This window comes from Mucilaginibacter oryzae, assembly GCF_003148845.1.
Taxonomy (GTDB): domain Bacteria; phylum Bacteroidota; class Bacteroidia; order Sphingobacteriales; family Sphingobacteriaceae; genus Mucilaginibacter; species Mucilaginibacter oryzae.
In genome coordinates, this window is record NZ_QGHA01000004.1 from 1 (window position 1) to 25,898 (window position 25,898).

Consider the following 25,898-nt stretch of genomic DNA (forward strand, 5'->3'; position numbering starts at 1 on the left):
AATATGCCCATCTTGTTTTTGATGATCTTTGCTTGGATTGTCATAATGCTAATCTCTGTTACGTGCGTTAATTAATCGTAATTGTCAGATTAAATTGTGACTATCTCAATTATTTGAGGTCTCAAAAATCTTTGAGAATGAGCTTCAATTTATAATTGAAGAAATAAATGGAAAAAGCAGCCCGGGAGCTGCTTTTTCTATAAAAAATAACTACGGCATCCACGTCCACTTCCCTCATTTATTTACTGCGGAAAAAATTAAAAATCGGTTCCTGGGCAAAACAGAAAAGCCCGTTATGCTGGTTGATGTATTTAAGCAACATAAATCGCAAGGTAGCCGCCTTGATGAATGAGTAATTTGCTCCTGCTATCGTTACCAGGTATGAAACAATTTCATTTGGTATATAACCATCTTCCGAGCCAAGTACTTCATTATAGTCATTCTTGCAATTTAAAATCCGCCTTTCAAAAATTTTGCAATGTGTCGTCAGGTATCAATTGTATAACAGTCCTGGTAACTTATTTCAACGTAATATCGTTCCATATAGAATTGACCCAGGGAGAATAATTGTACGACAAGGCAGTTTTCTTCACGATCAGCAAAGAACATACCATCGAGTAGTAAGTGAGATGGTTGTTAAAGTTATCAGAAGTCAGCATTTACAAAACAAGTTAGTTCCTGGAATTTTTGATATTAAAGCTTTGTCAATGCCGTTATTCCTTACAACCACATACGATCATCATACTACCGTTAAGACTAAAATTAATCTTTTGCAAATCCGCTTTTGCCATAAAATTTTGTTACTGAATTCTTATCATCGTAATTGATATTCAAAATATCAGCAATCGCTTTTTTTTTATTTCCTGCTTGTCTATAATAACTTTTACAAATTTCATATCCGATATAGTATCCGAGGTCTGGCCTTGTGCTAATCGCGCCTGAAATGAATAATTTAGCATTATATAACCAATTGTTAAAAATAAATTGCTTATCAGATTGGTTATCAGATTGTATATGTTCTATAAATAACTTCTTCAATGTTTTGGCATGTTTCCGTCCATAAATTGTGTATGGCATGGTATTCTTCCTGTTTAACAGAAAATCAGCAATAAAGTCTGCAGAACCTTCCATTAAACAAAGAGACAGGAGGTTCATATTTTCTAAATAGCCGGGATTTTGCTGAGTATGCGCAAGTTCGTGAGCGACCAAAAATTCTATACTTTGATTGTCGGAAACGATCATTTTAAAGTAAGGGTTAAGAGACTCTATTTTTGATTTTCTTGTGCCTGTTGCAATTTCTGTTCCTATAACAATACTATTATCTCCTTTATTAAATCCTCCGATTAGCATTGCCCCCATAGTGAATCGTATTTTGGGATAGCTGTAATTATTATAAGTTTTTTTAAAATTATCAAAAATCGCCAGATATTTAGCACTATCCGCTTTTACGCTTAAAGTTGCCTTTCTTATCGAATTTAAATATTCATGTTTATCTTTTATCAACTTATATAGATCCCTGCTTTCAAAAAAATTGAAATTTTTTATCGCGGACAAAGCTTCAGAACCTTTATCGATATATTCATGCTGAATTAGTTGAACCGCAGTTACAGAATCAGGTATTGCGATGACTTTATCGTATACCTCCCAAAATAAATCAATGTCCGAGGTCTCAATCAGCGATTTTTGTTGTGCGAGTGAGCTTGCCATGACAAGACAAACCGTACCGAAAACTAATAGAATTCTTTTAATCATAACTTATTATCATTATTACCGCATCCCGAGGGTGGATTGCATGTTCGCCTGCAACGCAAATTCTGCATTTCCTATGTATTTATGCGATGAAACTTTCATAACCAGAATTTTAACTTTATAATGGCCGCTTTACATTGTCTAATCAAAGGAAACTTATACTATAGTTGCCAAAATTATCTGTTCCTTTGTTTGATTTACCACAGGTATACTCTTGTTGTATTTCAAATTAAGGTTTAACATACTAGCGAAAAAACTATTAAATATTATTTGCGTACCTAACATTAAAGATGTAACGGCAGGAATGATGAGTCTTAACATTTTAGATGGCTGAAGAGTTCCGAAAGACTTTCCAATCCACATATGAATCGCATATAACGTCAGAGACAACCCCAAAATCAACATGATCCCTCCCGCTATCAACCCCCGTTCTAAAGTGAAATAATGATTGAATTCCCCGACCCATCTATTTTTGTAATCGAACCCCTTTTTTGCAGCAAATAGTTTCGAGCAAAAGTAAAAGGTAAGAGTTTGGAAACCAATAACAATTGCGGAGGCTGAATAAACCATCGTATGAACATCGAAAGTTACGTGTCCGAGAGGCACAGGACCAGGTAACAACAATGTGGTGATCATAATTCCCACGACCATTAATATGGAGCCAGGATAAAGGAAAAGCCATGTAGGACAGTAAAGAAAAAGAAAGCGGAGATGTCTCCAGCCATCATGCCACGTCCGTAAATGAGGAGGACGGGAACGTCCGTCGGGATAAAGCCTGACCGGTATTTCAGTTATTTTCTGTCCACTTAACGAACACTTTATGATCATTTCAGATGCGAACTCCATACCTGTTGTAAATAAATTAATACTTGCCATAGCTTGTCGGTTAACCCCCCTTATTCCACAGTGAAAGTCTCCTACCGGGATCTTAAAAAACAACCTGCCTACAAATGATAATACGGGATTACCTAAATAGCGATGCAGAAAAGGCATTGAATTCGGTTCAATCCCGCCTAAGAATCTGTTTCCCATAACAAGGTCGTAGCCTTCCCGTAATTTCAAGACGAACGGAAAAATCTCAGAGAAATCATAACTGTCATCGGAGTCCGCCATGATAATATATTGTCCTTTCGCATGTTCGATCCCCGCACGCAATACATTTCCATATCCTCTTTCCTTTACAATTATAACCCGGGCACCCGCATCAATAGCCAAGGATACTGAATTATCTGCACTGCCATTATCAGACACCAATATTTCAGCATTTAATTGATAACGCTCGATTGAAAATTGAGCTTTTTTTATACATATTGCAATGGTCTGCTCTTCATTTAGGCAGGGCATTAAAATTGTTATTTCCACGATTTAGGTTTTAAATTGTATATAGATGGTAATAGGAAACTGTAAAAGTCCGAAAAGCAACCAACCTTGCCTAAATATAAAAATAAAGGCAATGGTAGCAGCCAAATAACACGGGTTTGATAACGTGGGAACACGCCTGAAAATGTGCTACATATCCAGGCGTTCACTATAAGCGCTATTAAAAAGAACACCATCACCATTCGTGTACGTCGATCTACTTTCTTATTTAAAAAAGAAAAAAAGTATAAGACCAAGCATATCGCAACAATAACATCCTGCGTAAAGTTCATAAAGTCCACTTTCAAATGATTGGTGTTTTCCCGCGATTCCAAAAATACAGTATATTCCTCGTCATAGTTGGTCGCGACGGCACGCTTGACACGTTCAGCAGCCGGCGCTATTTCTTCCATATCGTAGTTAAAAAAAAGTTTGATGCTATATAGCCCCGACTGAAAAAGAAATGTCTTTAAATACTTTGGCCGTGTGACGATGTCTTTCAGTATGTAAGTGTATTCTTTATCATTAACCACCCAGCCACCTGTTTTTTGCAATGGGCTATTTCCATCCCATATGAAATTATTAGGCAAAGAATCCTTATATGCGCAAATTTTGAATTGATGACATTGGCAATTGTCGTCAAGATAAATATCTATCAACCCCATCTCCACTGCGTTACTCATCAGGAATATGATTCCTCCGCGAGAGCTGGTAAATCCACTATTGAAAAAGTAGTGAACCCCGCTTAGAAATATTTGACTAAATAGCACGAGGCCAAGAATATAAACGCTACGTTTCAAGCCAAGCCCAATTATATTGTACCCGTATCTAACTCTTTTAAAAAAACACCCACCAAATAAGATGGACAAGATTGATATTGATATGTAAAAATGTGAATTATGGACCCCGTTACTCAGAATAACCACTAACGATATTATTATATGATCTCTGCTTTTCAAATCTCTGACAAATACCAAAAGTCCAATACAAAGAACTAAAATAGGAGTAAATATATCTGGCATTATCCAACTAACTTCGAATGAAGCCCCCATGAAAAATGATGCCATGCAAATGAAAGCAATATAATAATATAAAAACCGCTCTCCCCCAATTAAGTATCGGAAGTAATAATATATAACTAAGGCTGTGATTAATCCTTGTGAAATGACTACAAGCCATAATGACGTTGATAAGCTGGAGCAAAATATCAAGAGTCCGTATAATATCGGTCGATCAAGTTGGACGAAGCCATTGAATGCCGATTCAATGTACGACCCTGTATCATTATTAAACGTTAAAGGATATCTGTTATAAAAAGCCATCCAGCACAATAAAATAGTTGTCGCGAGAATTGCGGCCGCTTTAGCAATCCTTTTATTTCCGTAATTTCCCATTCTCTATACTTCCTTTGATTGGCTTACTGATGATTTCTGCCCATTCGCTAAACCTAACCTTCCCAGACGTGTTTTACATAGATGCCCGAAAAAAGGAAGAGAAAGTATCCATATTATTTGTGAGTCAGGTTTTTTATCACCGCCGTAAATTGCAGCGCTGATAAAGCAGTAAACAATGATTGCGACTATCGAGTAAGAAGTTAGAGTAACATCTTTTTTAGTACGTAAAAAAACCAAGCACGCAAAACCAATAGCAATTGAAAGAATAACGATCATTTGCGAATAATTTAGATAGTCGAGCCAAAGCCAATTCTGGAACTGGCGAGAAATCATGCATTCCCGCGACTCCCAGTTATACCAATGATAAATAGAATCAAAACTTTCCGAGTTCACATCCGGCTTTTCATAACTTTCAATTCCAAAATTCGTTAAACGAGTGTAGAAATTTTGTATAGTTCTAATCAAGATTCTCCAATTGAGTGCCTTCTCAATTTGTATTTGACTTACAATCTTCTTCGTTGAATTGGGGTCAACACCAATTGAAGAGAAATCATAAAAATGAGTTCCTCCTTTGTGGAGAATAGCCGGCACGAGTAATTTACTGACATGAGTTTGATTTGGATAATCGAGAAGTATTCCTGTATTTCGAAAATAACAGAATTTGGCCGTAATTATTTCCAAATCAGCTTCACTTTTGCTCTGAGAAATCCTGCGACTAAAGAAAATCGATATAAGTGTTAACAAAGCAATACAAGATAAAACGCCGGATCTTTTAAATTTAAAGCTGCGAAAACCGCCTATAATTTTCCTTTTTCTCAAAACAAATTTTAATTTATAGCAGCAGCTGAAAAGTAAAATGAATAAAATATTAATAAAATCGACAAATGAACATGCTATAAGAATAAAAGCGATCAAATATAAATCCCGTTTTGACAATCCATCGGCGCAATAAAATACACCTAGGATTAGAATGGTGATGGATGAAAATATTCCCGGCGATATCGTGCTGGTAATCAAAGATGCAGGTAAAAGTAATGTAATGATAGATACATAGGAGACATAAAGTACTGCTCTATTTCTTTCATGGAAAAAATATTTAAAACACAAGGCTAAGGTTACTGAAAGTAATAATGATTGACCGAGAATCACTAACCATATAGATTTTCCCCAACTGATGTGAGCAATAAATAAGCCGTAAAAAGAAGTCGAATGGTTTAGTAAAGTCCTGTCAAAGCCAGAATTGATAAAACTTCCTGAATCCAATGTTAATAACGGAAACTTATTCCTAAATCCGTAAAAACATAACATCACTGTGCTAAAAATAATAGCTATAATACTTTTATTCATTCTTCAATTTACGAAATTTAGCCCTCAGAGGTGGCGTAAGCTGTTACTCACCTTCTTTTGTAGTATAAGGCAATTAAAATTCTACTTTACCGAGTTGTCCAATGGCCTTCAATCTTTAGTCCGTCCAGTTGGTTCTATTATCCCTCAATACAAAATAATAATTCATTTTAAACAAATGACCACAAGATGATCGTTGATGATAAAACGCCTTATTGAAAAACCAGCGTATTCTTCTCCTATGTCAGCGCAACGGAAAGAGTTCAATTACTTCGTCAGTTTCATGATTTGCGATTTTTTTAAAATTCAGGATACCGGGTTATTCACCTCAACTAACTACGAAATAAAACAGCCGAGCAGTGGTGATTATTGATTTCCGTTTCTTCCAAACTTCCGCGGATAAAAGGCAAGAGTTAAGATATAGTATTGTTTTAAAACATTTACGTTGCCTATAGTAAGTGTGTTACCCGCCCCATAATTTATCACACTTTTATTTTGACGAAGTAGGTCGAGAGCCGAGAATTTAATCTCACCTTTATTGCCTTTCAAAAATCTGTAGGTTACGCTGGCGTTCCAAATATTAAAAGTACTTGGAGGTACATACGATGAAGTGATTTTATTGAAGGTGATATTGCTACTAAAAGTAATCTGGCCAGGAACATTCATACTCCCACTGACAATTGTCCGTTGAACGGAATTTCTTAATTGGGCATTGTTCGCACCGAATTGGTCTGAACGATACCAGGAAAAAAACTGTGAAGCTTTTAAAGCAAAAGTATGCCCTAATGTATAGAGTAGATTTAAGACATTCTCATTGTAGAAATTTTTCACATGGGTGACTAAACCGTTAATATATTGAGGCTGCACACTTTCAGTAAAAACTGTGCTTCCGTTCACCTGTAATTGATTTTTGTTCATTTTGACAGCTTTATAAAATTCAGTTTTAGTTTTTAAATATTTGGCATCAGGGACATTAATCGAATAATTGGCGGCACGACCGGCCCCATCGTAAATGATACTATCAACAAGTGCATTTCGCAAGCTCCCTAAGTTTACGTACGTTACAAAGCTGTCGAATAATCCTTTTGATCGAAAGTTAATATAGGAAAAGTTGAACGACAGCTCTCTCTTGTAAAAAGGCCGGGCGTCTGGATTTCCATATTGTTGGAAATAAGTATTTGTACTATCAATAAGCGACGTGATCTGGTTGACTGTCGGATAACCAATACTTGAGGAATAGTTCGATTTCAATGTTATTAAATGGTCGCCAAACTGGTCATCCGTATAGGTTATATCAGCTTGCGGCAGGAAAAACGCATAGCAGTGGTTAAAGTTCTGAAACTTATGTTGTGAAGTATTATGTTGATTATAAAATTGTTCCTGAATATCAGTTCCAAGGAAGAGCGACTTACGGAACCTGTTGGTAAAATTTTTATTGAATATTCTGAAAAACGATAATGACGGAACGTCATCCGTAGTCGTGTAGCGACTTCTGTTAGTTAGATAGTTATTAATTATATAAGTTCCAGACGAGACATTATGATCTGTTATGACATTATTGGTTATATCTTCCTTTATCTTTATTGTATTAGTCAATAGTATGCTGATATCATAAATGCCAGCGGATTTGAAAAACAGTTTTTTAAGATCGGCCTGCGCCCGAAATTCATTGTAAATGCTTTCTATATGATTATCATAATTCCTGTCAAAGTTTGAATTTTGAAGCGTATCTGTATGTTATGGATATGTTGACCACCCTTTTCCGGGCCAAATTGACCACTGGGTTAGCTGACTTTTGGGTTGCAGCAAATGCTATAAAAGCGTGTACAAAATAGTTATTTAAAAGGTATTTCCATTAGTAGCTTTTTGCTGGTTCAACACTACGTTTTTTCCTCATAGATTCCCCCTTCAGTTCGATACGATGCGCATCATGAACGATCCGGTCAAGGATCGCATCAGCAACCGTTTTTTCACCAATCACTTCAAACCATTTGCTTACCGGTAGCTGTGAGGTAATGATAAGGGAGGTCTTGCCATGCCTGTCCTCGATAAGTTCCATTAGCGCAGCCCTGCTTTGTGCATCAAAAGGCTGGATACCGAAGTCATCCAGTATGAGCAGCTGTGTCCTTTCGAGTTTAGCCAGCTCTTTGATATAGGAGCCGTCTGCTTTTGCCATCTTCAGTTTAGCGAATAGCTTGGGGGTACTGGCGTAGAATACCCTGTAGCCCAGCATACAGGCCTGATAGCCAATAGCAGAAGCCACATAACTTTTACCAATGCCGGTACTACCAGTAACCAGTACGTTTTCATTGCGGTCAATGAAGGTACAGTCTGCCAGGCGCATGATCTGGTTGCGGTCGATACTTCGTTCGGCATGGTAATGCATGTCCTCTACAGAAGCTTTATAGCGGAACTTGGCATATTGTATTGTCCTTTCTATACGCCTGTTTTGCCGGTCGTCCCATTCTGCATCTACCAACAGAGCGAGTAGCTCATCCGCTGTATGATCGTTAGTTTTACCCGTTTCCATGCTGCTTTTGAAAGCATGGAATATACCGAAGAACTTCATCTTCCTCATCTTTTCTAATGTACTTGTGTTCATGTTATTGTTGTTTTAATGGTTATTTGTAATAGTCTTTTCCCCTGATATTATCGTGGTTAGGCATCGGCAGCTCATCGGCAAACAAGCTTTCCTCATAGCCGTCCATCTTATTCTCCAGGATGGTTTGTATGGTTTTACAGTTGTAAATACCATAGCTGAGTGCACGCTGGCAAGCCATTATTAACCGCTCGTTACCTGCTTTCTTCGCAAAGCCAAGTACCCCAGACAGGACTTGTAAGCCTGTTCCGGGTGCTGTTTGCGGTCAAGTATCTTAAGGGTATACAGTCTGACATCCTCATGGATGGAAGCAGCCCATTCTAAGAACTTATCAGGCGTCCAGTCGGTTACAAAGCGGTGCGTAGTAGCCATGTGGTCTTTGTCGGTCTTATAACCGTAAGGGTTCTTTGCCCGTTTGTGCAAAGCAATGCGCTCGTAGTTGGAGTAGATCTCTACGATAGTACTGGAATACAAAAGCTTAACCCGCTTGCCGATGAAGCGATATGGCACACTGTAATAGTGTTTATCCGGGCCGAGGTTGACATGGCCGTTCTTGATCACTTTAGCGTAGAAGTGCTTTTTGAACTGGTAAGGCAGGACAGGCAACGGCATCAGCGTATGCCGCTCGATCTCTTCAAACTGTAGCCTTCGGCTGTAGTTGCGACCTTTAAGTAATTGACTGTTATGGGTTTCCAATGCTTCCCAGATACCTTTATTCAACTCTTTTAGAGAATGATAGGTAACCCGGTTGATCGGTGCATAGATCTTGGTATAAATGATCTTAACGGCACCTTCTACCAACGCTTTATCACGCGGGCGGTACGCCCGCGCTGGTAGTATGGTCGTGCCGTAATGATCTGCAAAGTCTTCGAACGTTTCGTTCAGGGTGGGCTCATAGCGGCTGCTTTTGGTTACGGCTGCCTTCAGGTTATCGGGTACAATGGCCGCAGGAACGCCACCAATAAAGTGCAGGGTGTTCTCACAGGCAGCAATAAAGTCTTCCTTCTGTTGGCTCATAACTGCTTCAACATAGGTTAACTGGCTGGCTCCGAGGATAGCCACAAAGACCTCTACTGCAATAACTTCACCGGTATCCTTATCGGTATAGCTTAGCTTTTCGCCTGCAAAGTCCACATAAAGCTTATCACCGGCTTTGTGATCCATATGCATGGTCGGGTTGACCCTGGCTTTCCACTGGTTATAATAAAAGCAGAATTGACTGTACTGATACCCGTCAGGAAACTCTTTATAGTAGGCCTCCCATAGGATCTGCCGGTTCCTGCCGGTCTTTTTAAGCTCTTTATCGACGTGGGGGAAACAGCGCAGCATGGACTGCATACGTGCGTTAGGCGGGTGTTCTTTAGACTTTCCGAACAGGTCTTCCAGTTCTTTGTCGTTCAGTGCATTAACCTCATCAAAGATGAGGCCACTGGCTTTTAATGTTGCTACATACTTTTTTACCGTGTTTCTCGATGCATCAGCCTGGGCAGCTATGGTCATTAAAGGCCGCTGTTGGCTGTACATCTTTAATATCTTTCTGATCTTACTCATGCTGATTGTTAAGTTTGCCATTCTTAGGAAGGTGTATTTGCCCTCAAATGATGGTCTCTTCTACAGCATTTGCTACGTGTTTGCGGTGGTCAGTTTGCCCCGGAATCAGGTGGTCAGTTTCGCCCGGAATAGATGGTCAGTTTGTCCCGGAACATAGTGGTCAAGTTCAACAGAATCTCCAGATATAATCAATAGCCCCTTTATAACTCATCATTTATCCAACTACAATAAAAGAAAGATTTTTGAGCTCGTATCAGATTTAAAATCATTCTATGCTGGAATATTATTGGAGGTATATGAGCAAAGGAATTATATTCAACATTCTGGAATCAGCAATGAAATGGCCATGGCTAAGTTGAATAAAACCTTACCTTCGATTATTGAGATTTTTAGATTTGCCATTTTTCAAACGGTGAAGAAAAACGAGACTAATGATTTGGATGAAGTATTGAAAAAACTTGAAAGTCCGAACAATGAAATTAGGGATATGATCAAAAATGGTTTAGACTTTTTGAGTTTAAAAGGATAAATTCTGGGCAATTTCTTTGATTTTACTGCCTAACTTAAACTAAGTGAAACCACTTGATGTTTAATCACGGTTTTATCGGATAAAAAAAGGGAGCTACATTGTTTTGTAACTCCCTGATTATCAAGGTGGGGAATATCGGAGTCGAACCGATGACCTCTTGCATGCCATGCAGGCTAAATTTTTTGAATTTTGTTCGTCACTTTTGTTACTTGTTTGTTGCTTTAAGATTGTAAGTACTTATAAATCAATTTAATATTTGATTCCGGCCATGCAACAAAAGTAATAAAACGCCTGTGCTGCGTTACGGTTCCCGAACGCTTATGTCGTTTTGATGTAGTAAAGCAATTGAATTTCCGGTGCCTGCTTCGCGGGTATGACAGGGATTATCTGTTCGTTCGCTTTAACGGCGGTTTTTGGATTACAGATTAACATCAACATGCAAAAGGTTTAATTGTTTATAAACAATTATAAGCTGATCTTATAGCGCTTATGACTAAAACTAAAATCTTATAGCACAATGCAATGAATATCAGTGCGCCAAAAATAAACTGAAGGGCATTTTCATATTTGCGATTCCGGACAGGCATTTTTTTAATTTTTTACGGCCGACAATATTTTAATCGCACTGATCAGTTTCGACGCAACCGGCTGTTTTAAAATGAACATGTTAGCGCCATCAGCCATGATACGTTGATGCACCTCAGCAGAGGTTAGTGAAGAGTAGGCGATAATTGGTAAATACGGCCACGCTTGCCTTAAATATTTAACCACTTCAAAGCCACTCATCACGGGCATTTCTATATCCACTATCACTACTTCGGGCAGCGTTAACATGGATTGTAATGCCGCTATCCCGCACATACCGTTTTGAGCATAAAATTTTACGTCCATCTCTGCCCGTTTCAATTGCCTGGTAATTAAAGCGGTATGTAGTTCATCATCGTCAATGATGGCAACCGTTATTGATTTATTTGTTTCCTCAAAGTTCGTTCGCCATGCCATGCTGATGATTATTTAATTTTTTATACCATGTAGAAAAAGTGCTGCTTTTTTTAAACCCCAGCTCATTAGCTATTTGTTTAACCGTTTTTTCCCGCCCGTTAAAAGAGGCTGTTGCATAATTAATCTGCAGGTTTCTGAAATAATTAAGCGGCGTTATCCCGAAGGTTGCCTTAAAATCTCTTTTGAGTTTAGAAACAGATATATTACATTCTGAGGCCAGCTTTAAAATTCCGGGAAAGCCTTCCGATAAGTGCGCTTCAAGTATCATCACAGCTTTAGACATGATGTAAACATTACGCGTTTTCGAATCGTTATTCACGGTATCTTTTTTAATTGCCGAAAGTTTGATGAACGAGGTTGTTAAACCGTAAACCGCGCTAAAAAGCGAGGCCCGGTAATGCGCCTGATCGCGCTCGTACCGTAAAATGTTAAACAGGCGGTTTTGAAGAAAAAGCTCGGCTTTAACAGCTCTCCGGTTGCCAAGGTTTTTGAAGATGCTGATTATCGCTGATGAAACATTTTGATCCGTATCTGTGAGGGCACTAAGAAAAGTATCGGTATAAATAAGCCTGCTGCATTTTAATATCGTGTCTGCTTCAAGATAAATTTCGTGAGAAGTGCCCGGGTCAAATGAAAGTACATGATTATCTGACCAATAAATATCGCTGCCGTTTTTATATCCTATCTTTTTTGATCCTGAAAAAAAATTTACCGAATATAAATCGGTTTTATTCCTGGGCATCACATAGTAATGGGTGTTTTGCTTTGCTTTTATTTCCATAGCAAGCATGCCAAACCCTTCCTGTATTTTTTCAAAAAACACTTCTCCCGATGCGTATTCCTCGTTTAAGTAAAACTTACTTTTAATAACCAGCCCCGACAAACTGGAATAGCTTTTACAATAACGTAGGTATATAAACGGCGCCTCATGACTAAGGTTGATATTTCGCCATTTTGTTAATAACGCCATAATTTATTCTGCGGTCAACTCGGTTAATTATACTGCATTATTGAATTCAGACATAGATCATAGCGAATTGTTGTTTTCGGGAATTTCTGCAGATTTCCCTGGGCGTCTCACATAAACAGAGCGCTTGCATTTATAACAAAAGTATTTTTTGATGTAAGGAAAAAAGCGCTTGAAGAACGGCGACCTGGGCCTGCGGTCTATCAGTGATCCGCATTTTGGACATTTGTTAATTTGTGGTTTAGAAATTTCTGATAAAGTAAAACTGCTTTCCATACAATAAATAAAAGGATGCGCAATTTTAAACAAAATAGGAGTAAGCATTAGGCCCAAACGATACCTGATAGGCTCTTTTTTAAGCTACGGAGAAAACTTTGGTATTGCTGGTATTTGATTAACATATTGGTTTATAGAGGTGTTGCAAGGCTAAACAAGTCCATTTATCTTTTTTTATCTAAAAGTTAACGGCGGGTTTTGATTATGTTTACCTAAGCCCTTTTGCCAGCTTCTTCCCTATGGCTTAAGCAGTTCATTATAGGTGAATTAACCCCAGGTTGGTACCTCCAAAATACCTGGAAGTAACCGGAAAAAAATCAAAAGGTTTTGTAAATCGATAATAATTTTCTTCGCGGGGCGATCCTTTGCGATCAGATAAAATTTATTCATTTGATGAAATTCGGGTTCGGATAATTACCCTATTTTTGCAGCAAATTACCAGGCAGGGGTTTAAGCTTTAAAAATGCGTTTATTTATTTGTTGTTGCCTTAATGTATTACTATTTTGCTCTGCGGCCTTTGCGCAGCGGGATACAACAGCAGTTGATACTCCGGTTACAACGCGGGTACATGCTTTCCGCCCGGGTAATTCGGTGTTGGATTCAGTAGCCAAAGCCATGCAAAGCCGTGATCAATTTATAGCCGATTCTGTTTCGATGCGCTACCTGCGCCCGCCCGACGCGGCTATGCGGGCGCAATATGCCGACAGCGTTTTTAAAAATGAACTTTATCATGGCTACGGTTTTCTCGATCTGCATTCGCAATCAAAAAACCGGGTAATGGAAGGCCATGCCAGGGCAGTACGCGACCCCTGGGCTATTATTACCATTATTGGTATGCTATTATATACCGCTATTTTGAACCTTGTTTTAAGTAAAGACGTAAGCAACGTGTATACTTCGTTTTACAGCAAGCGGGTACTTTCCATCGCAGGTAAAGAGGAGGGGCCGGTAAGCACATGGGCATTTATTGGGTTATTTTTGCTTTTTTGCACCACATTCAGCCTGTTTTTATACCAGCTGGCGGCCTATAAAGGGGTTTATTACCGTATAGCAGGCAGTAGCTTATTTATAACCCTGGTAGTGGTTGTTATTGTATTATTCTCGCTTAAATTTTTAATACTTAAATTTTTGGGCTTTATTTTTGATATTAATAAGCTGGTAAGTGAATATTTAAACATATTACACCTTACTTACTTTAATATAGCGTTTGTTTTTTTACCGGTTGTGATATGTTTCAGCCTGCTGGGGGCTCAGTATATCCCGTTTTTACTTACATTAACCCTTATTATCATCATCATAATTTTTATTTGGCAATACTTACGGAGCAGCGTGAACATAATTTCTACTTTTCGGTTTCATAAATTTTATTTATTTACGTATCTTTGTGCCCTCGAAATTTGCCCTGTTTTGATTTTAATAAAGGCATTGAATATTAAAATTTAGGTTATTAAAAGCACTCTGATTTGGAAGATAGAAAGAAAAAGGTTAAAAGCATACTGGTTACTTTGCCTAAACCCGACAACGACAAAAATCCTTATGCCGAGCTGGCAAAAAAGCTTAACCTGAAAATTGATTTCAGATCATTTATTCATGTTGAGGGCGTGCCTGCTAAAGATTTCAGGAAAGAAAGGATTAACCTGGCCGATTTTACGGCCGTAATTTTCACCAGCCGCAACTCGGCCGACCATTTTTTCCGTATTTGCGAAGAGATGCGTTTCGAGGTGCCTGTAGAAATGAAATATTTTTGCCTTTCCGAAACTATCGCGCTCTACCTTCAAAAATACATTCAATACCGTAAGCGTAAAATCTTTTTCGGTAAGCAAACCGCTGCCGATCTGGCTGAAGTGCTGAAAAAACATTCGTCAGAAAAATTTCTCTATCCTTGCTCAGACGTTGCTGCCGAAGAAACTCAACGCTTTCTGCTGGAAAACGGGTATAACTTTACGCCTGCTGTACTTTTCCGCACGGTGTGCAGCGATCTGTCTGATCTGGCTGATGTTTTTTATGACGTAATCGCGTTTTTCAGTCCTTCAAGTATCCAGTCGCTGTACAAAAACTTCCCTGATTTTAAACAGAATAATACCCGCATAGCCGCATTCGGCGCCACTACACACAAAGCAGTGCTTGAAGCCGGGCTAATATTAGATATCCCCGCGCCAACGCCCGTTGCGCCATCTATGACCATGGCCATTGAGCAATATGTGAAGCTGGTTAATAAATAAATTTCCTTTTCTCCCAACATTTGCAACTTTCAGTTGTATTATACCGTATAACAGCTAACTAATTGATGTATTAGCAATTAGTTAGCTTAAGGTTAAATGTGTTGCCTTTAGCGCATGTTTAGCGATTTTGAGGTATTTTACTGCCACTTTATCTTTTTTTTATCGTTTACATTGCACAAAATGTAATATATTCGGGCGGCGTATTGCATTACGGTAACCTAATTGATTTTGAATTTGGAAATGAAGAAAATATACTTTTTAATTGTTGTTTTAGCGGGAGGTGTTTTAAGTGGCTGCGGCCGTGGCGGCGGAGACAGGGGTGAGGTAGTAGGCGTTCCGGCGCGTTCATTCAGGGCCGAGGTGCCCTACGGCATGGTTTATATCCCGGGCGGCAGTTTCCTGATGGGGCAAACCGATCAGGACGTAACTTTTTCGCAGATCGCCCAAACCAAGCAGGTTACCATCCAGCCATTTTTTATGGATCAAACCGAAACCACCAACAGCCAGTACAAAATGTTTGTAAACTGGGTCCGAGATTCTATTGCTATCTCAAAATACATTAACGATAACAAGTATTACATCCAGCCCCAGGGCGGTGCCGGTAAAAACGCTAACGGTAAAAAATATATCAACTGGGATTACGTAAAGAAAAACCCTATCTGGAGCAATAAAAAGGGGCAAGCCAATAACTCCCAGAAGCTGCAGGGCATGTACTACCAGGGCGACGACCGGGTATTTGACCGCGATGAAGTTGACGTTCGTGTTTTAAAATATAATTACGCGCTGTATACCTTGCGTGATGCCGCCAACTATCATAACGATAAAAGTAAACACCGTTCCGATTTCATTTTCCGCGATACAGTTCCCGTTTATCCTGACACCCTGGTTTGGTTAAGCGACTTTTCGTATGCGGCCAATGAGCCTATGGTTGAAAGCTACTTTTCGCACCCTGCATTCCGCAACTATCCGGTGGTTGGTGTTACCTGGAGACAGGCCCGTGCCTACACCGTATGGCGTACCCGTTACAACGATGCCTATAAAGATAAACGCCACCTGCCACACCGCGCCCCATATATGTTACCAACCGAGGCCGAGTTTGAATACGCTGCACGTGGCGGCAGGATTGGTACCGATTACCCATGGGGTGGCCCGTATATTAAAAATGCCAAAGGATGTTTACTGGCTAACTTTAAACCAGGCCGTGGTAACTACACCGATGATGGGGGCCCTTATACCGTAAACGTACGCTCTTATTTCCCTAATGATTACGGTTTGTATAACATGGCAGGCAATGTTTCCGAATGGACACTATCTGCGTTCGACGAATCGGCCTCTTCTTTTGTGCATGACCTCGCACCAACTTTTAACTATGAAGCCAAATCAACCGACCCTGAAGTATTAAAACGTAAAGTTGTACGCGGCGGTTCCTGGAAAGACATAGGTTATTTTCTTCAAAACTCAACCCGCACTTATGAGTACCAGGACACCGCTAAATCATACATCGGTTTCCGCTGCGTGACCCATTACCTGGGCCGGGATATTAAAGACAAACGCTAACCATACGTTAGCTTATCATCGCACAAATCAAAAAAACAATTAATAAAAAAAGTTTATCTCTGAATTATTATGGCTGGAAAGAAAAAACCTTACGGAATAGGTAACATCGTATCATGGGGTGCTACAGTGGTGATTATAGGGTTAATGTTTAAAATATTACACTGGCCTGGTGCCACCTATTGGATAGCGGCTGGACTTATAACTGAAGCTATCTTGTTTTTTATTTTAGGTTTTCAACGCGAAGACAAGGAAATTGACTGGGTTAGGGTGTATCCCGAATTAAGCGAAGATTTTCAGGGTGAACTGCCAAAAGCTACTGTGCGAGGCTTTAGCAGCAATCCTGGTCCGTCAACTACTGCCGCTTTGGATAAAATGATGGAGGACGCCAAAATTGGTCCTGAACTGGTTCGCAGTCTTGGCGATGGTCTGCGTTCATTTGGCGATAAAGTAGCTGCTATTTCGCGCGTTACCGATGCCGGAGAAGCAACCATAGCTTTTACCAGTAAAGTTAAAGCAGCCACCGAAAGTTATGATAAGTTGAGCAACTCTTTCGAAAAGGCGTCGGCCAATTTGGTTGAAATGGCCAATTCAAATGTTGATTCAAAAGCTTACCATGACCAGGTTAACCAACTGGCTAAAAACCTCTCGGCTTTAAATGCTGTATACGAACTTGAATTGCAGGATTCGAGCGCACACTTAAAATCAATGAATAAATTTTACCAGAACCTTGCCCTTACCATGAACAACTTTAACGAATCGATGGACGATTCGAAACAGTTTAAGGAAGAGGTTGGCCGTTTGGCTAAAAACCTGGCATCATTAAACTCGATTTATGGCAATATGCTTACTGCCATGAACCAGCCGCGCGTTTAATTATAATTAATTGATTGATTACAAGAAAAGAATTAAAATAGATGGCCGGAGGTAAGGAAACCCCAAGACAGCGAATGATAGGTATATTATACCTGGTACTATTGGGCCTTATAGCCCTTAATGTACCGGATAGCCTGTTAGACGCATTTAAAAATATAACAAACAGTTTGGATGCATCAACCAAAAACGTTAATACCGGCCTGCAGGCCACTTACAGTGCGTTTGAAGCTACTAAACTAAAAGAACAGGCAGATAGAGCTAAGCCTATTTATGAAAAGGCTAAGCGAGCAAGTGCTATTGCTGCCGAATTGAATACTTATATTGAAGAGTTAAAAGCGAAACTGATAGCTGAGGGTGGAGGGATTAATCCAGAAATAGACGACGTTGATGGACGTGATAATCTTGACATCTCGCCGCGCATCATGATAAATCAAAAAAATGGCGAAAAGTTAAAAGCTAAAATTGACGAAACACGCCGGAAGTTACTTGAAGTTTTAGACAAGGATAGCGTTGGTGTACAGTTTTCGCTAAACACTGTTGCTCCTAAAACACATGGAGATGTTAAAAAATCATGGGAGGAAGCAAATTTTGGTGACGGTATTCCGCTGGGAGCAACACTTACCACTTTAGCTAAAATTGAAGCCGATAATAAAAATGCAGAGAACGAAGTAGTTAAGAAGGTATTAGGTAAAATAGATCAGGCGCAGGTTACACTTGATAAATTCAGCGCAGTTGTGGTAGCACCAAGCAGCTATATTATAGCAGGCCAGCCGTACACCGCTCAAATCTTTTTAACAGCGTACGATTCAAAATCAAACCCGGACATTACAATTAACGGCAGCAAGGTAGCGGTAACCGATGGTAAGGGCAATTATACAGTTACCGCAAGTGGCGAAGGCAAACATAGTTTTGAAGGCTTTATCCGAGTTAAAAACAATACAACCGGGAAAGACGACGCCTATCCTTTTAAGCAGGAGTATACTGTTGCGAAACCCTCGGCGGTTATCTCTCCGGATAAAATGAATGTACTTTACATCGGTGTGCCTAACCCGATCTCGGTTTCGGCTCCTGGTGTACTAACTTCCAGTATCAATGCGCGTATCAGCAGTGGTTCTTTGAGCGGCTCGGGCGGCCATTTCACAGCTACCGTAAGCAGTATTGGTAAAGCAACCATCACAGTTACCGGCGAAAAGGGAATGGTATTAGGTTCAAACGAGTTCCGCATCAAACGGATCCCTGATCCTAAGCCTCAATTTGCAGGTAAAAGCGGCGGTAACACCAGTTCTGCCAATATTAAAGCGCAGGACAGGCTTTTCGCGCAACTGGATAACTTTGATTTCGACGCCAAGTTTAACGTAACACACTTTACTTTATTGGTTGTTAAGCCACGTCAGGATGCTATCATTTTATCGGGCAGCAGCGGCGAGTTAACAAGCGCCATGCATAGCGCTTTAAATACGGTTACACCCGGAACTACGGTTGTATTTAAGGATATCGTAGCTGTAGGCCCTGATCGTCAACCAAGGTCACTTGATCCGATTGTTATATCGGCAAACTAAACGCGTATGAAGAAGAAGATTTTAGTTATTATCCTTTGCCTGGCTTGCGTGGGCGGCGCTTATGCTCAAAAAAAGCGTACTAAACGTACTCCGGCTAAAAAGACAGCGGCAGCCCGGCAAACTCAGGTTCAGCCGGATAACGTGACCAGTCAGCAGCCAATGGGCGGCGGCACCGATTCTATCAGGAAAATAAACGGAAAGCCTTTTGAAAGGCCGCTTGATGGCTATTATAAAAAGAATAACATATTTAGTGCAAGGGTTACGCCATATCCAAATGTGCGCGAAAATGACGTGGTTTTTTCAAAACGGGTATGGCGCGAGATTGATGTTCGCGAAAAAATGAACCAGTACCTCGCATCACCCAAGCGCCGTTTAATTGACGTACTGCTGGATGCCATTGTTGCAGGCGAACTTACCGCTTACGACCCCACCCCGGGTAAAAAGGATGATGTTGGGGGCGATGAGTTCAGCACGCCGTTAACTGGTGCCCAGGCCCGCGGCCGCCTGGCATCAGACAGCAGCGTAGTTGAAAAACGCGATAAAGATAACAACGTGATATCATCACAAATGGTGGCCGGTGAGTTTAATCCCGATAGCGTATTAAAATTCCGTATTAAGGAAGATTGGATTTTTGATAAGCAACGTTCTGTATTTGAGCCGCGGATTATAGGTATAGCACCGCTGATTAAACCTAAAGGTGCAGGCTCGCTGGATATTGATTTTCAGCCGGCGTTTTGGGTTTATTTTCCCGACGCCCGTGCGGTACTGGCAACCAAAGAGGTTATCAGCCGTAATAATGATGCTACCGGCTTAAGCTTTGACGATGTTTTTATGAAGCGCATTTTTACCAGCTATATTGTTAAAGAAAGCAATGATAAAGACGAGCGTATAAAAGATTATGCGCAGGGTATAGACAGGCTTTATGAATCTGAAAGGATTAAAAAGGAGCTGATGGACTGGGAGCTTAACCTCTGGCAGTATTAAGCTAAAGGGATTTTATAATGCAAGCGCGGTGATTTTTACCGCGCTTGTATTATACCGGTATTTTTTCGTCTGGGAGGGCGCTGCCTGTGAATGTAAACGACTTGTGAGATTGGGAAAGGCTAAGAAAAGGAACGGTTAAACAAGGGGCGTTATAATCACCATTTGAACTTAGACTACGCTGAAATCCTCTGTGATCGCGTCCTTAAAAATAAGGAAACCTATGAATGTTTTCGGTATTATATATAATGATGAACAATAATAAGCGGTATAAACTGATCAGCACATGAACCAATACAATGCCTGCCTTAACGGCATTGCTGTCAAAATATATCACTTAATACCAATATCCTCTCAAGCGGCAGAAGCTATTCTATTCGATCTCTCCCTTTGCTATCAAAACCCTAACTTATTATCTACTTCGCTATTATTGCCTTGCTGTTGCTGGTTATATACGTCGCAGTTCATTTCAATGCTTACGCCGTTTGCCGGGGCATCAAAGTCTACATTTTTTTTGATCCCCAGGGCCGGGTTGGCATATACCTTTTTCATATAGAAAGCAAAGATCGGCAGGGCGCTGTTGGCACCTTCACCCAGGCGTGTACTTTGAAAAGCAATGTCCCGGTCTTCGCAGCCTGTCCACAAGCCTGTAACCAACTGGGGGGTGATGCCGATAAACCAGCCGTCGGAGTTGTTTTGGGTGGTGCCCGTTTTACCGCCAATAGGGTTGCGCAAGCCATATTTATAGGCCAGGCGCGAACCGGTACCATTTTCAATAACGCCTTTAAGCATATAGGTCATTACATAGGCGGTTTGCGGGTTCATGGCCTGCACCACGCGTGGTGTATGGGTGTATAATACGTTTCCGTTTTTATCTTCAATACGTAAAATATAGGTAGGCTCGGTCCATAAGCCATGGTTGGCAAATGTTGAGTAAGCGGCAGTCATTTCAAAAACAGAGGCATCGAAAGTACCCAGGCAAATAGATGGGTACGGCGGAACATTGGAGGTGATGCCCATTTTCTTAATCAGCTCAACCACAGGTTCGGGTTTAACTTCGCCCATAATATGGGCTGTAACCCAGTTTTGCGAGTGTGCCAATGCCTGTCTCAGCGTGATGAAACCCGGCAGCGTTTCGGCCGGCGATGAGCGTGGGCACCATGGGGCACCGTAACCGCGGATGGTATCGGGCACGTTATTGATTTTGAGGCATGGCGAATAGCCATTATCAATAGCTACGGCATAGGTAAAAGGTTTAGCTGTTGAGCCTACCTGGCGCGTACCGCTTTTTACCTGGTCGTATTTAAAGTGCTCGAAATTAGTACCACCCACCCATGCTTTAACATAGCCGGTTGTAGGGTCCATGCTCATGAGGGCGTTACGAAGCAGCATTTTGCTGTATATGATAGAATCTATGGGTCGCATCAACGTATCGATGTTGCCATGCCAGGTAAACAGGTTGAGGGTTGTTTTGGTATTGAAGTTTTCCTGGATCTCCTCGTCGGTTTTATCCTGTTGTTTCAACTGCTTGTACCTGTCGGATTTTTGCATCCCCTGGTCCAGTAAAAACTTAAAATTATGGATGCTTTTGTACAGGTTGCGGCCGCGCCAATGGTTGTTAAACTGCGCCTGCAGATCCTTCATATACTCTTTTTGTGCTTCTTCGGCATATTGCTGCATGGTGGCATCAATGGTGGTGTATATTTTCAGGCCGTCGCGGTCAAGGTCGTAAGGGGTACCATCCGGGCGGTTGATGTTTTGTTCTTTAAAAATCTTCTGAACCTCTTTTTTCAAAACCGAACGGAAGTAAGGCGCCAAACCGTCAAAATGATTGTTCTGGTGAAAATCCAGGCCCAGCGGTTTTCTTTTAAAGTCTTCTGCCTGGCCTTCGCTCAGGTACTTTTGCTCGGCCATGCGATTTAGCACGAGGTTACGGCGTTTGATGGCATTATCCGGATGACGGATAGGCGAGTAAATGCCTGGCCCGTTAACCATGCCGATCAGCAAAGCGGCCTGATCGGGCGTTAGTTTATCGGGGGTAGTATTAAAATAAGTGCGTGCTGCAGATTTGATGCCGAAGGTATTATAGGCGCCAAAATCAACCGTGTTCAGGTACATCGTCAGGATCTCTTCCTTGGTGTAGTGGCGTTCCAGCTTAACAGCGGTAACCCATTCCTGCAATTTCTGGATAATACGTTTAAATGGATTGGCCGACCGCTCGGAAAAGAGGTTGAGCGCGAGTTGCTGCGTGATGGTACTGCCGCCTTGCTTTTCGCCAATAAGCAGGTGAGCGAAAATAGTAAAGCTCCGACCGAAATCAATGCCCGAATGCTCATAAAAGCGTTTATCCTCGGTTGCTACCAGGGCATTAATTACGTTGGGCGATAGCTCACGGTAAGTAACGTTTGACCGGTTTTGAACATAATAAGTACCTAAAACCTGCTTATCTGACGAGAGAATCTCGGTAGCCTGGTTGCTTTTAGGGTTTTCCAGATCGCGGAAGGAAGGCAGCTGGCCAAATACATCAAAAATGGTTAAGGTGATCATGATCACCACAAAGGCAAACAATGCTATTACAGTTCGCCATATATACCAGTTGTATCTTCTGATATCCGCGGGCTGCAGGGTGTTTTTCGGGTTATATCCGGTATTAGTGATTCTCATTTTTTAATAATATTTCTGGTAGTAGTCAATATAACTCTCCAATGTTTTCGGGGTTGCTAATTTATCCAGATTTTCTTTCGTAATAATAAAAAAGCTGTATTTCTCCTTGGGTACCTTCATAATATCAGGCATCAGCGGTATAATTGCCCTTGCGTAGGCTTTAACATCCTCCAAACTGTAAAAACGGCCAACATATATCAGCTGGTTATCGTCTCCTACACTTTTAATTAGATGAAATATACGTGTGTTAGCGTAACGCGTTCTATTAAATTGCCCTATACCGAAACGGGATGAGGCCAGATTAGTTGTACCTGTAGCTACATTTATAACAAAAAAGTAAAAGCTGCTATCGCGCTTGCTGAATATATAATTAACAGTGGGTACATTACTGATAGCTACCGGCGGTTTGGTTACCACACTGTCTTTTGTTTTCGGGGCTGACTGCATCACAAGGTCAGGTGCGTTTGACATCGGCGGGATATCATGTTTAGGCATCGGAATCCGGATATCATTGATTTTTGCTTGCTGCGGAGCTGCCTCCTGCCCGATTTTGGCCGCGGGGGCTTTCGCCGTTTCTATTTGTTTGTCACGTTCTATCCGTTGCTGCGGGGTTACGGCTTCGGCAACATACGGCTTGCGGTATTCCGTTTGTTTTTGATAGGCCACGGGCGGCGTAAACGGGATCTCGTTCGGATCGTCGTTATATAAAACCACGGGGCGGGCGGCAATCTCGGCCCGGTTGGAGTCGATATAAGCCAGGTGCTGGTTAACTAATGGCGTTACCAGTTTATCCTGCGGATATTTTGCGGCGATAAGTTGCAGATCGGTTTGGAAAGGAGCCAGTTTTTCCTGGTGCCCGGCTGCGATGGTTTTTAAATAATATAACTGGGCCGAATAGCGGTTGTCAGGGTATTTTTTTAGCAGTTCATCGGCACTGCTAACCACCCGGGCATATTGTTTTTCGGCATATAATTGATAAACCTGGTTGTAATAGCCGTTAAACTCAGCATTTACATCATCAAGTTTACGGGCATAATCCGGGTCGGTGATAACCCTGGCAAATACGCTTTCCGGATACTCTTTCAGTACCCGGTTTTTATAGCCTGTTGATTTGTTTTCATCAATACCCGCATACAGCCTGTACAGGTTGTAATAAATGGATGGCCTGTCGTTGCTTTGCGGAAAGCGGGCCAGGAGGGCTTCGTAAGTGGCGATAGCTTCTTTTTTATCCTCCAGCACGTCGCGGTAAAAATTGGCCATTTCAAAATAGGCATCATATACGCGCATGTTTGATTGCTGCAGCAAAGCCGGGGTAAGCGGCAGGTTTTTGGTTAGTTCCTGCCGGTAGGCGCCTGCCGAGGTATTGGTGGCGTTGTATGCCGCGGTTCCTATAGGTGCGTCAGGATCGGAAACTTGCGCTATACCCGAGGCCCCGGTAGATACAACGGCGTTAGAACGCCTGCTGCGGCGCCAGTTATCTTCAAGTTTACGGTTACCCCAAAGCCGCTTAAAATCATTATAGCCCTGGCTTACGGCGCTGTTATTATAAAAATAAAAGGTGCTGCCGTTGTTTCGGCCTTTTGAGGCTGATTGCCGGTTGTCACTGTCGTAATTGTTGCTTAGAGGGGCGCCGTTACCGGCGTTGTTTGTTTCGGCAAGGGTCAGTTGTTGCTGGATGCGCATTTTACGGGCCACCATGGCATCAATCCGCGCATCCCTTGTTTTTTCGTCGAGCGAGGCCAGCATCTGCAGGGTATCCTCGCGCGAGATCGTTTCCAGCAGGCGCGTAAGAACCTGCAGGTTATCGGCTTTTTTGCGGATAAGCTGATAGCCCGGGTAATTCACCGGCAGGTTACGAAGCGTACTATCGTAGTATAACTTTGAACTTGCGTAGTCGGCCTTGTTTTTAAAGTTGATCTCGGCTATGCGTAGATAGGAGAGGCCCTTTTGGTTTTGATTTTTGGTGCTCAGCCTTACCGATTTTTGATAGCTTTTAAGGGCGTTTTCAATGTCGTTGGCTTTGAATTGCTGTTCGCCTATCTGGTAATAAATCTGGTCGTAAAAGTCCGCGTTATCCTCGTTTTTAAGCAAACTGCGTAACAACGATATTTTACCGGCCTTAATACCGTTTTGATTATCCTGGATGCCGATGCGGTTAAGGTTGGCATTAAAAGCCATTTCAAAACTGGCATTGCTTTTAACAATGCGAGTATAATTTTGATAAGCGTCGCCCGCTTTAAGGTTAAGCTCCTGCAGTTGTGCCAGTATAAAAGTCCACCTGAGGGTAAGGTTTTGGTTACGGCTGTATTTGATAGCCTGTTTGGCCATCTCCTCGGCTTCGGTGTAGTTTTGGGTGATGATATCGTACTGCAGTTTGGTAGCGAAAACATCAGCGCTGATACTTTTTTTGGGGTTGATGTTCCGAATGGCCGTATCGATGGTTGTTTGGGCCAGGGGTAGCTGGTTAAGGTACATCAGGCCACGGGCCTTCCAAACCAATGCTTCCTGTTTCAGATTAGCCTGCCCTTTTTCATCGCCAAACGAGCGGATCACATAATTAAAATATTCAACCGCGTCAAAATAATTAGCTTCCAGGTAGCGTGCCTTGCCTAAAACCAGGTAAGCATCGCCCAGGTAATGGCTTTGTTCTTTGATGCTGATGATCTTGTTGGCTTTTTTAACCGCCTCTTCCAGATCTTTATCCGGGGTGCCTGTTTGAGCAGTAGTATCGGGATATACGCTCAACAATTCGTTATAGGCATCCGGAAAGGCCAGGGCATAGCTTTCCTGTTTCAGCCGTAAAATCTCGTTGGCATTAAACAGGATGTTATAATGCGCCGTAAGATTTTGCATAGCGCGGTTAAAGCCGCTTTGCTTTTCGAGCGAACAGCCAACTGCCGTAACTATTAAAGCAAACAGGAAAAAAATGCCGGTTTTTGGTGTAATGGTTGATGTTCCTCGCCTCAATGTAATACGGTGGGTTAAAAAGCATTGCTAAAATACTAAAGATTATACAATAGGTTTAATAAATTTGCGCATGCCAGAAAATGAACGGGGTAATAAAAATGATACGGGCAAGCAGGTTAGCAGCTACGCCAGGTTTACAGGTATCGCTTTCCAGATGATCGTAATTATTGGTGTCTGCGCTTTCGCGGGTTATAAAATTGATGAGCGTACCGGGCATACGGTAAAATGGGTTACCGCCGCGCTTTCGCTTGCGGGTGTATTTATCGCATTATTTCTTGTTATCCGATCTGTAAAAAATTAAAAA

The 25,898-nt window shown here is 41.3% G+C and carries 22 protein-coding genes; 10 read left to right on the forward strand and 12 right to left on the reverse strand.

The window, feature by feature from the left end; genetic code table 11:
• Nucleotides 1-762 precede the first annotated feature (762 nt).
• From LX99_RS11800 to LX99_RS26465, 3 genes are all read right to left on the reverse strand, one after another.
• A complete protein-coding gene (locus LX99_RS11800) occupies nucleotides 763-1,752 on the reverse strand; it encodes a DUF2268 domain-containing putative Zn-dependent protease (RefSeq protein WP_109608085.1) in 990 nt (329 codons plus the stop codon).
• Nucleotides 1,753-1,905: 153 nt separating this feature from the next.
• Nucleotides 1,906-3,111, reverse strand: a complete 1,206-nt coding sequence (locus tag LX99_RS11805) for a glycosyltransferase family 2 protein (RefSeq protein ID WP_211319010.1) — start codon at nucleotides 3,109-3,111, stop codon at nucleotides 1,906-1,908.
• Nucleotides 3,102-3,521, reverse strand: coding sequence for a hypothetical protein (locus LX99_RS26465; protein ID WP_407937403.1), 420 nt, complete (start codon nucleotides 3,519-3,521; stop codon nucleotides 3,102-3,104). Before LX99_RS26465 ends, LX99_RS11805 begins: the two co-directional genes overlap by 10 nt.
• Nucleotides 3,522-3,656: 135 nt before the next feature.
• On the opposite strand from LX99_RS26465, the gene LX99_RS26470 reads away from it, so the two are divergent.
• Nucleotides 3,657-3,857 carry a transglutaminase-like domain-containing protein gene (locus LX99_RS26470; RefSeq protein WP_407937404.1) on the forward strand — a complete coding sequence of 67 codons (201 nt, stop codon included), beginning with the start codon at nucleotides 3,657-3,659 and terminating at the stop codon, nucleotides 3,855-3,857.
• A 415-nt stretch (nucleotides 3,858-4,272) separates the two neighbouring features.
• Nucleotides 4,273-4,422 (forward strand): hypothetical protein, encoded by a 150-nt coding sequence (locus LX99_RS25640; RefSeq protein WP_170122683.1) that lies wholly within the window; start codon nucleotides 4,273-4,275, stop codon nucleotides 4,420-4,422.
• A gap of 83 nt (nucleotides 4,423-4,505) precedes the next feature.
• On the opposite strand, the gene LX99_RS11815 is transcribed toward LX99_RS25640, so the two are convergent.
• From LX99_RS11815 to istA, 5 genes are all read right to left on the reverse strand, one after another.
• On the reverse strand, nucleotides 4,506-5,765 hold the full coding sequence (locus tag LX99_RS11815; RefSeq protein WP_170122684.1) for a hypothetical protein: 1,260 nt from the start codon (nucleotides 5,763-5,765) through the stop codon (nucleotides 4,506-4,508).
• Between the two features lie 447 nt (nucleotides 5,766-6,212).
• Nucleotides 6,213-7,097: a hypothetical protein gene (locus tag LX99_RS25365; protein WP_170122685.1), complete on the reverse strand. Its 885-nt coding sequence runs from the start codon at nucleotides 7,095-7,097 to the stop codon at nucleotides 6,213-6,215.
• Nucleotides 7,098-7,701: 604 nt separating this feature from the next.
• Complete coding sequence (gene istB, locus LX99_RS11825; RefSeq protein WP_109608090.1) at nucleotides 7,702-8,448, reverse strand: IS21-like element helper ATPase IstB; 747 nt, start codon at nucleotides 8,446-8,448, stop codon at nucleotides 7,702-7,704.
• A gap of 19 nt (nucleotides 8,449-8,467) precedes the next feature.
• Nucleotides 8,468-8,626 (reverse strand): hypothetical protein, encoded by a 159-nt coding sequence (locus LX99_RS26060; RefSeq protein ID WP_245927898.1) that lies wholly within the window; start codon nucleotides 8,624-8,626, stop codon nucleotides 8,468-8,470.
• Nucleotides 8,627-8,628: 2 nt separating this feature from the next.
• Nucleotides 8,629-9,996, reverse strand: a complete 1,368-nt coding sequence (gene istA, locus LX99_RS11830) for an IS21 family transposase (protein WP_245927899.1) — start codon at nucleotides 9,994-9,996, stop codon at nucleotides 8,629-8,631.
• Nucleotides 9,997-10,336: 340 nt separating this feature from the next.
• Here istA and LX99_RS11835 point away from each other — a divergent pair, with 340 nt between their 5' ends.
• Complete coding sequence (locus LX99_RS11835; RefSeq protein ID WP_170122686.1) at nucleotides 10,337-10,525, forward strand: hypothetical protein; 189 nt, start codon at nucleotides 10,337-10,339, stop codon at nucleotides 10,523-10,525.
• 591 nt (nucleotides 10,526-11,116) lie between these two features.
• Here the strand turns inward: LX99_RS11835 and LX99_RS11840 are convergent.
• Complete coding sequence (locus LX99_RS11840; protein WP_022831657.1) at nucleotides 11,117-11,527, reverse strand: response regulator; 411 nt, start codon at nucleotides 11,525-11,527, stop codon at nucleotides 11,117-11,119.
• Nucleotides 11,505-12,497, reverse strand: coding sequence for a helix-turn-helix domain-containing protein (locus tag LX99_RS11845; protein WP_109608092.1), 993 nt, complete (start codon nucleotides 12,495-12,497; stop codon nucleotides 11,505-11,507). Before LX99_RS11845 ends, LX99_RS11840 begins: the two co-directional genes overlap by 23 nt.
• 736 nt (nucleotides 12,498-13,233) lie before the next feature.
• On the opposite strand from LX99_RS11845, the gene LX99_RS11850 reads away from it, so the two are divergent.
• The 6 genes from LX99_RS11850 to porN all read left to right on the forward strand — a co-directional run bounded on the left by LX99_RS11850 (nucleotide 13,234) and on the right by porN (nucleotide 19,966).
• Entirely contained in the window at nucleotides 13,234-14,214 is a 981-nt protein-coding gene (locus LX99_RS11850; protein WP_109608093.1) for a DUF4271 domain-containing protein, read from the forward strand.
• Nucleotides 14,215-14,234: 20 nt separating this feature from the next.
• A complete protein-coding gene (locus LX99_RS11855) occupies nucleotides 14,235-14,993 on the forward strand; it encodes a uroporphyrinogen-III synthase (protein ID WP_022832696.1) in 759 nt (252 codons plus the stop codon).
• Between the two features lie 240 nt (nucleotides 14,994-15,233).
• On the forward strand, nucleotides 15,234-16,550 hold the full coding sequence (porK, locus tag LX99_RS11860; RefSeq protein ID WP_211319011.1) for a T9SS ring complex lipoprotein PorK/GldK: 1,317 nt from the start codon (nucleotides 15,234-15,236) through the stop codon (nucleotides 16,548-16,550).
• Between the two features lie 69 nt (nucleotides 16,551-16,619).
• Nucleotides 16,620-17,423: a type IX secretion system motor protein PorL/GldL gene (porL, locus tag LX99_RS11865; protein ID WP_109608094.1), complete on the forward strand. Its 804-nt coding sequence runs from the start codon at nucleotides 16,620-16,622 to the stop codon at nucleotides 17,421-17,423.
• Nucleotides 17,424-17,464: 41 nt separating this feature from the next.
• Nucleotides 17,465-18,982 (forward strand): type IX secretion system motor protein PorM/GldM, encoded by a 1,518-nt coding sequence (gene porM, locus LX99_RS11870; RefSeq protein ID WP_109608095.1) that lies wholly within the window; start codon nucleotides 17,465-17,467, stop codon nucleotides 18,980-18,982.
• 6 nt (nucleotides 18,983-18,988) lie between these two features.
• Nucleotides 18,989-19,966: a type IX secretion system ring subunit PorN/GldN gene (gene porN / locus LX99_RS11875; protein ID WP_109608096.1), complete on the forward strand. Its 978-nt coding sequence runs from the start codon at nucleotides 18,989-18,991 to the stop codon at nucleotides 19,964-19,966.
• A gap of 393 nt (nucleotides 19,967-20,359) precedes the next feature.
• Here porN and LX99_RS11880 read toward each other — a convergent pair whose 3' ends face one another.
• Together LX99_RS11880 and porW are read right to left on the reverse strand one after the other, a co-directional pair.
• Nucleotides 20,360-22,627: a transglycosylase domain-containing protein gene (locus LX99_RS11880; RefSeq protein ID WP_211319012.1), complete on the reverse strand. Its 2,268-nt coding sequence runs from the start codon at nucleotides 22,625-22,627 to the stop codon at nucleotides 20,360-20,362.
• 3 nt (nucleotides 22,628-22,630) lie between these two features.
• Nucleotides 22,631-25,594: a type IX secretion system periplasmic lipoprotein PorW/SprE gene (gene porW, locus LX99_RS11885; protein WP_109608097.1), complete on the reverse strand. Its 2,964-nt coding sequence runs from the start codon at nucleotides 25,592-25,594 to the stop codon at nucleotides 22,631-22,633.
• Nucleotides 25,595-25,664: 70 nt separating this feature from the next.
• Here porW and LX99_RS11890 point away from each other — a divergent pair, with 70 nt between their 5' ends.
• Complete coding sequence (locus tag LX99_RS11890) at nucleotides 25,665-25,895, forward strand: AtpZ/AtpI family protein (RefSeq protein WP_022830209.1); 231 nt, start codon at nucleotides 25,665-25,667, stop codon at nucleotides 25,893-25,895.
• Nucleotides 25,896-25,898 lie beyond the last annotated feature (3 nt).

Bases quoted from the DNA above. Each gene is read 5' to 3' on its own strand.
- LX99_RS11850 (WP_109608093.1), top strand. From the start codon at position 13,234: ATGCGTTTATTTATTTGTTGTTGCCTTAATGTATTACTATTTTGCTCT.
- LX99_RS25640 (WP_170122683.1), top strand. From the start codon at position 4,273: ATGACTACAAGCCATAATGACGTTGATAAGCTGGAGCAAAATATCAAG.
- istB (WP_109608090.1), bottom strand. From the start codon at position 8,448: ATGAACACAAGTACATTAGAAAAGATGAGGAAGATGAAGTTCTTCGGT.
- LX99_RS11840 (WP_022831657.1), bottom strand. From the start codon at position 11,527: ATGGCATGGCGAACGAACTTTGAGGAAACAAATAAATCAATAACGGTT.
- porL (WP_109608094.1), top strand. From the start codon at position 16,620: ATGGCTGGAAAGAAAAAACCTTACGGAATAGGTAACATCGTATCATGG.
- porK (WP_211319011.1), top strand. From the start codon at position 15,234: ATGAAGAAAATATACTTTTTAATTGTTGTTTTAGCGGGAGGTGTTTTA.
- LX99_RS11800 (WP_109608085.1), bottom strand. From the start codon at position 1,752: ATGATTAAAAGAATTCTATTAGTTTTCGGTACGGTTTGTCTTGTCATG.
- LX99_RS11890 (WP_022830209.1), top strand. From the start codon at position 25,665: ATGCCAGAAAATGAACGGGGTAATAAAAATGATACGGGCAAGCAGGTT.
- LX99_RS26465 (WP_407937403.1), bottom strand. From the start codon at position 3,521: ATGGAAGAAATAGCGCCGGCTGCTGAACGTGTCAAGCGTGCCGTCGCG.
- LX99_RS11835 (WP_170122686.1), top strand. From the start codon at position 10,337: ATGGCCATGGCTAAGTTGAATAAAACCTTACCTTCGATTATTGAGATT.
- porN (WP_109608096.1), top strand. From the start codon at position 18,989: ATGAAGAAGAAGATTTTAGTTATTATCCTTTGCCTGGCTTGCGTGGGC.
- porM (WP_109608095.1), top strand. From the start codon at position 17,465: ATGGCCGGAGGTAAGGAAACCCCAAGACAGCGAATGATAGGTATATTA.
- LX99_RS11880 (WP_211319012.1), bottom strand. From the start codon at position 22,627: ATGAGAATCACTAATACCGGATATAACCCGAAAAACACCCTGCAGCCC.
- istA (WP_245927899.1), bottom strand. From the start codon at position 9,996: ATGAGTAAGATCAGAAAGATATTAAAGATGTACAGCCAACAGCGGCCT.
- LX99_RS26060 (WP_245927898.1), bottom strand. From the start codon at position 8,626: ATGGCTTGCCAGCGTGCACTCAGCTATGGTATTTACAACTGTAAAACC.
- LX99_RS11845 (WP_109608092.1), bottom strand. From the start codon at position 12,497: ATGGCGTTATTAACAAAATGGCGAAATATCAACCTTAGTCATGAGGCG.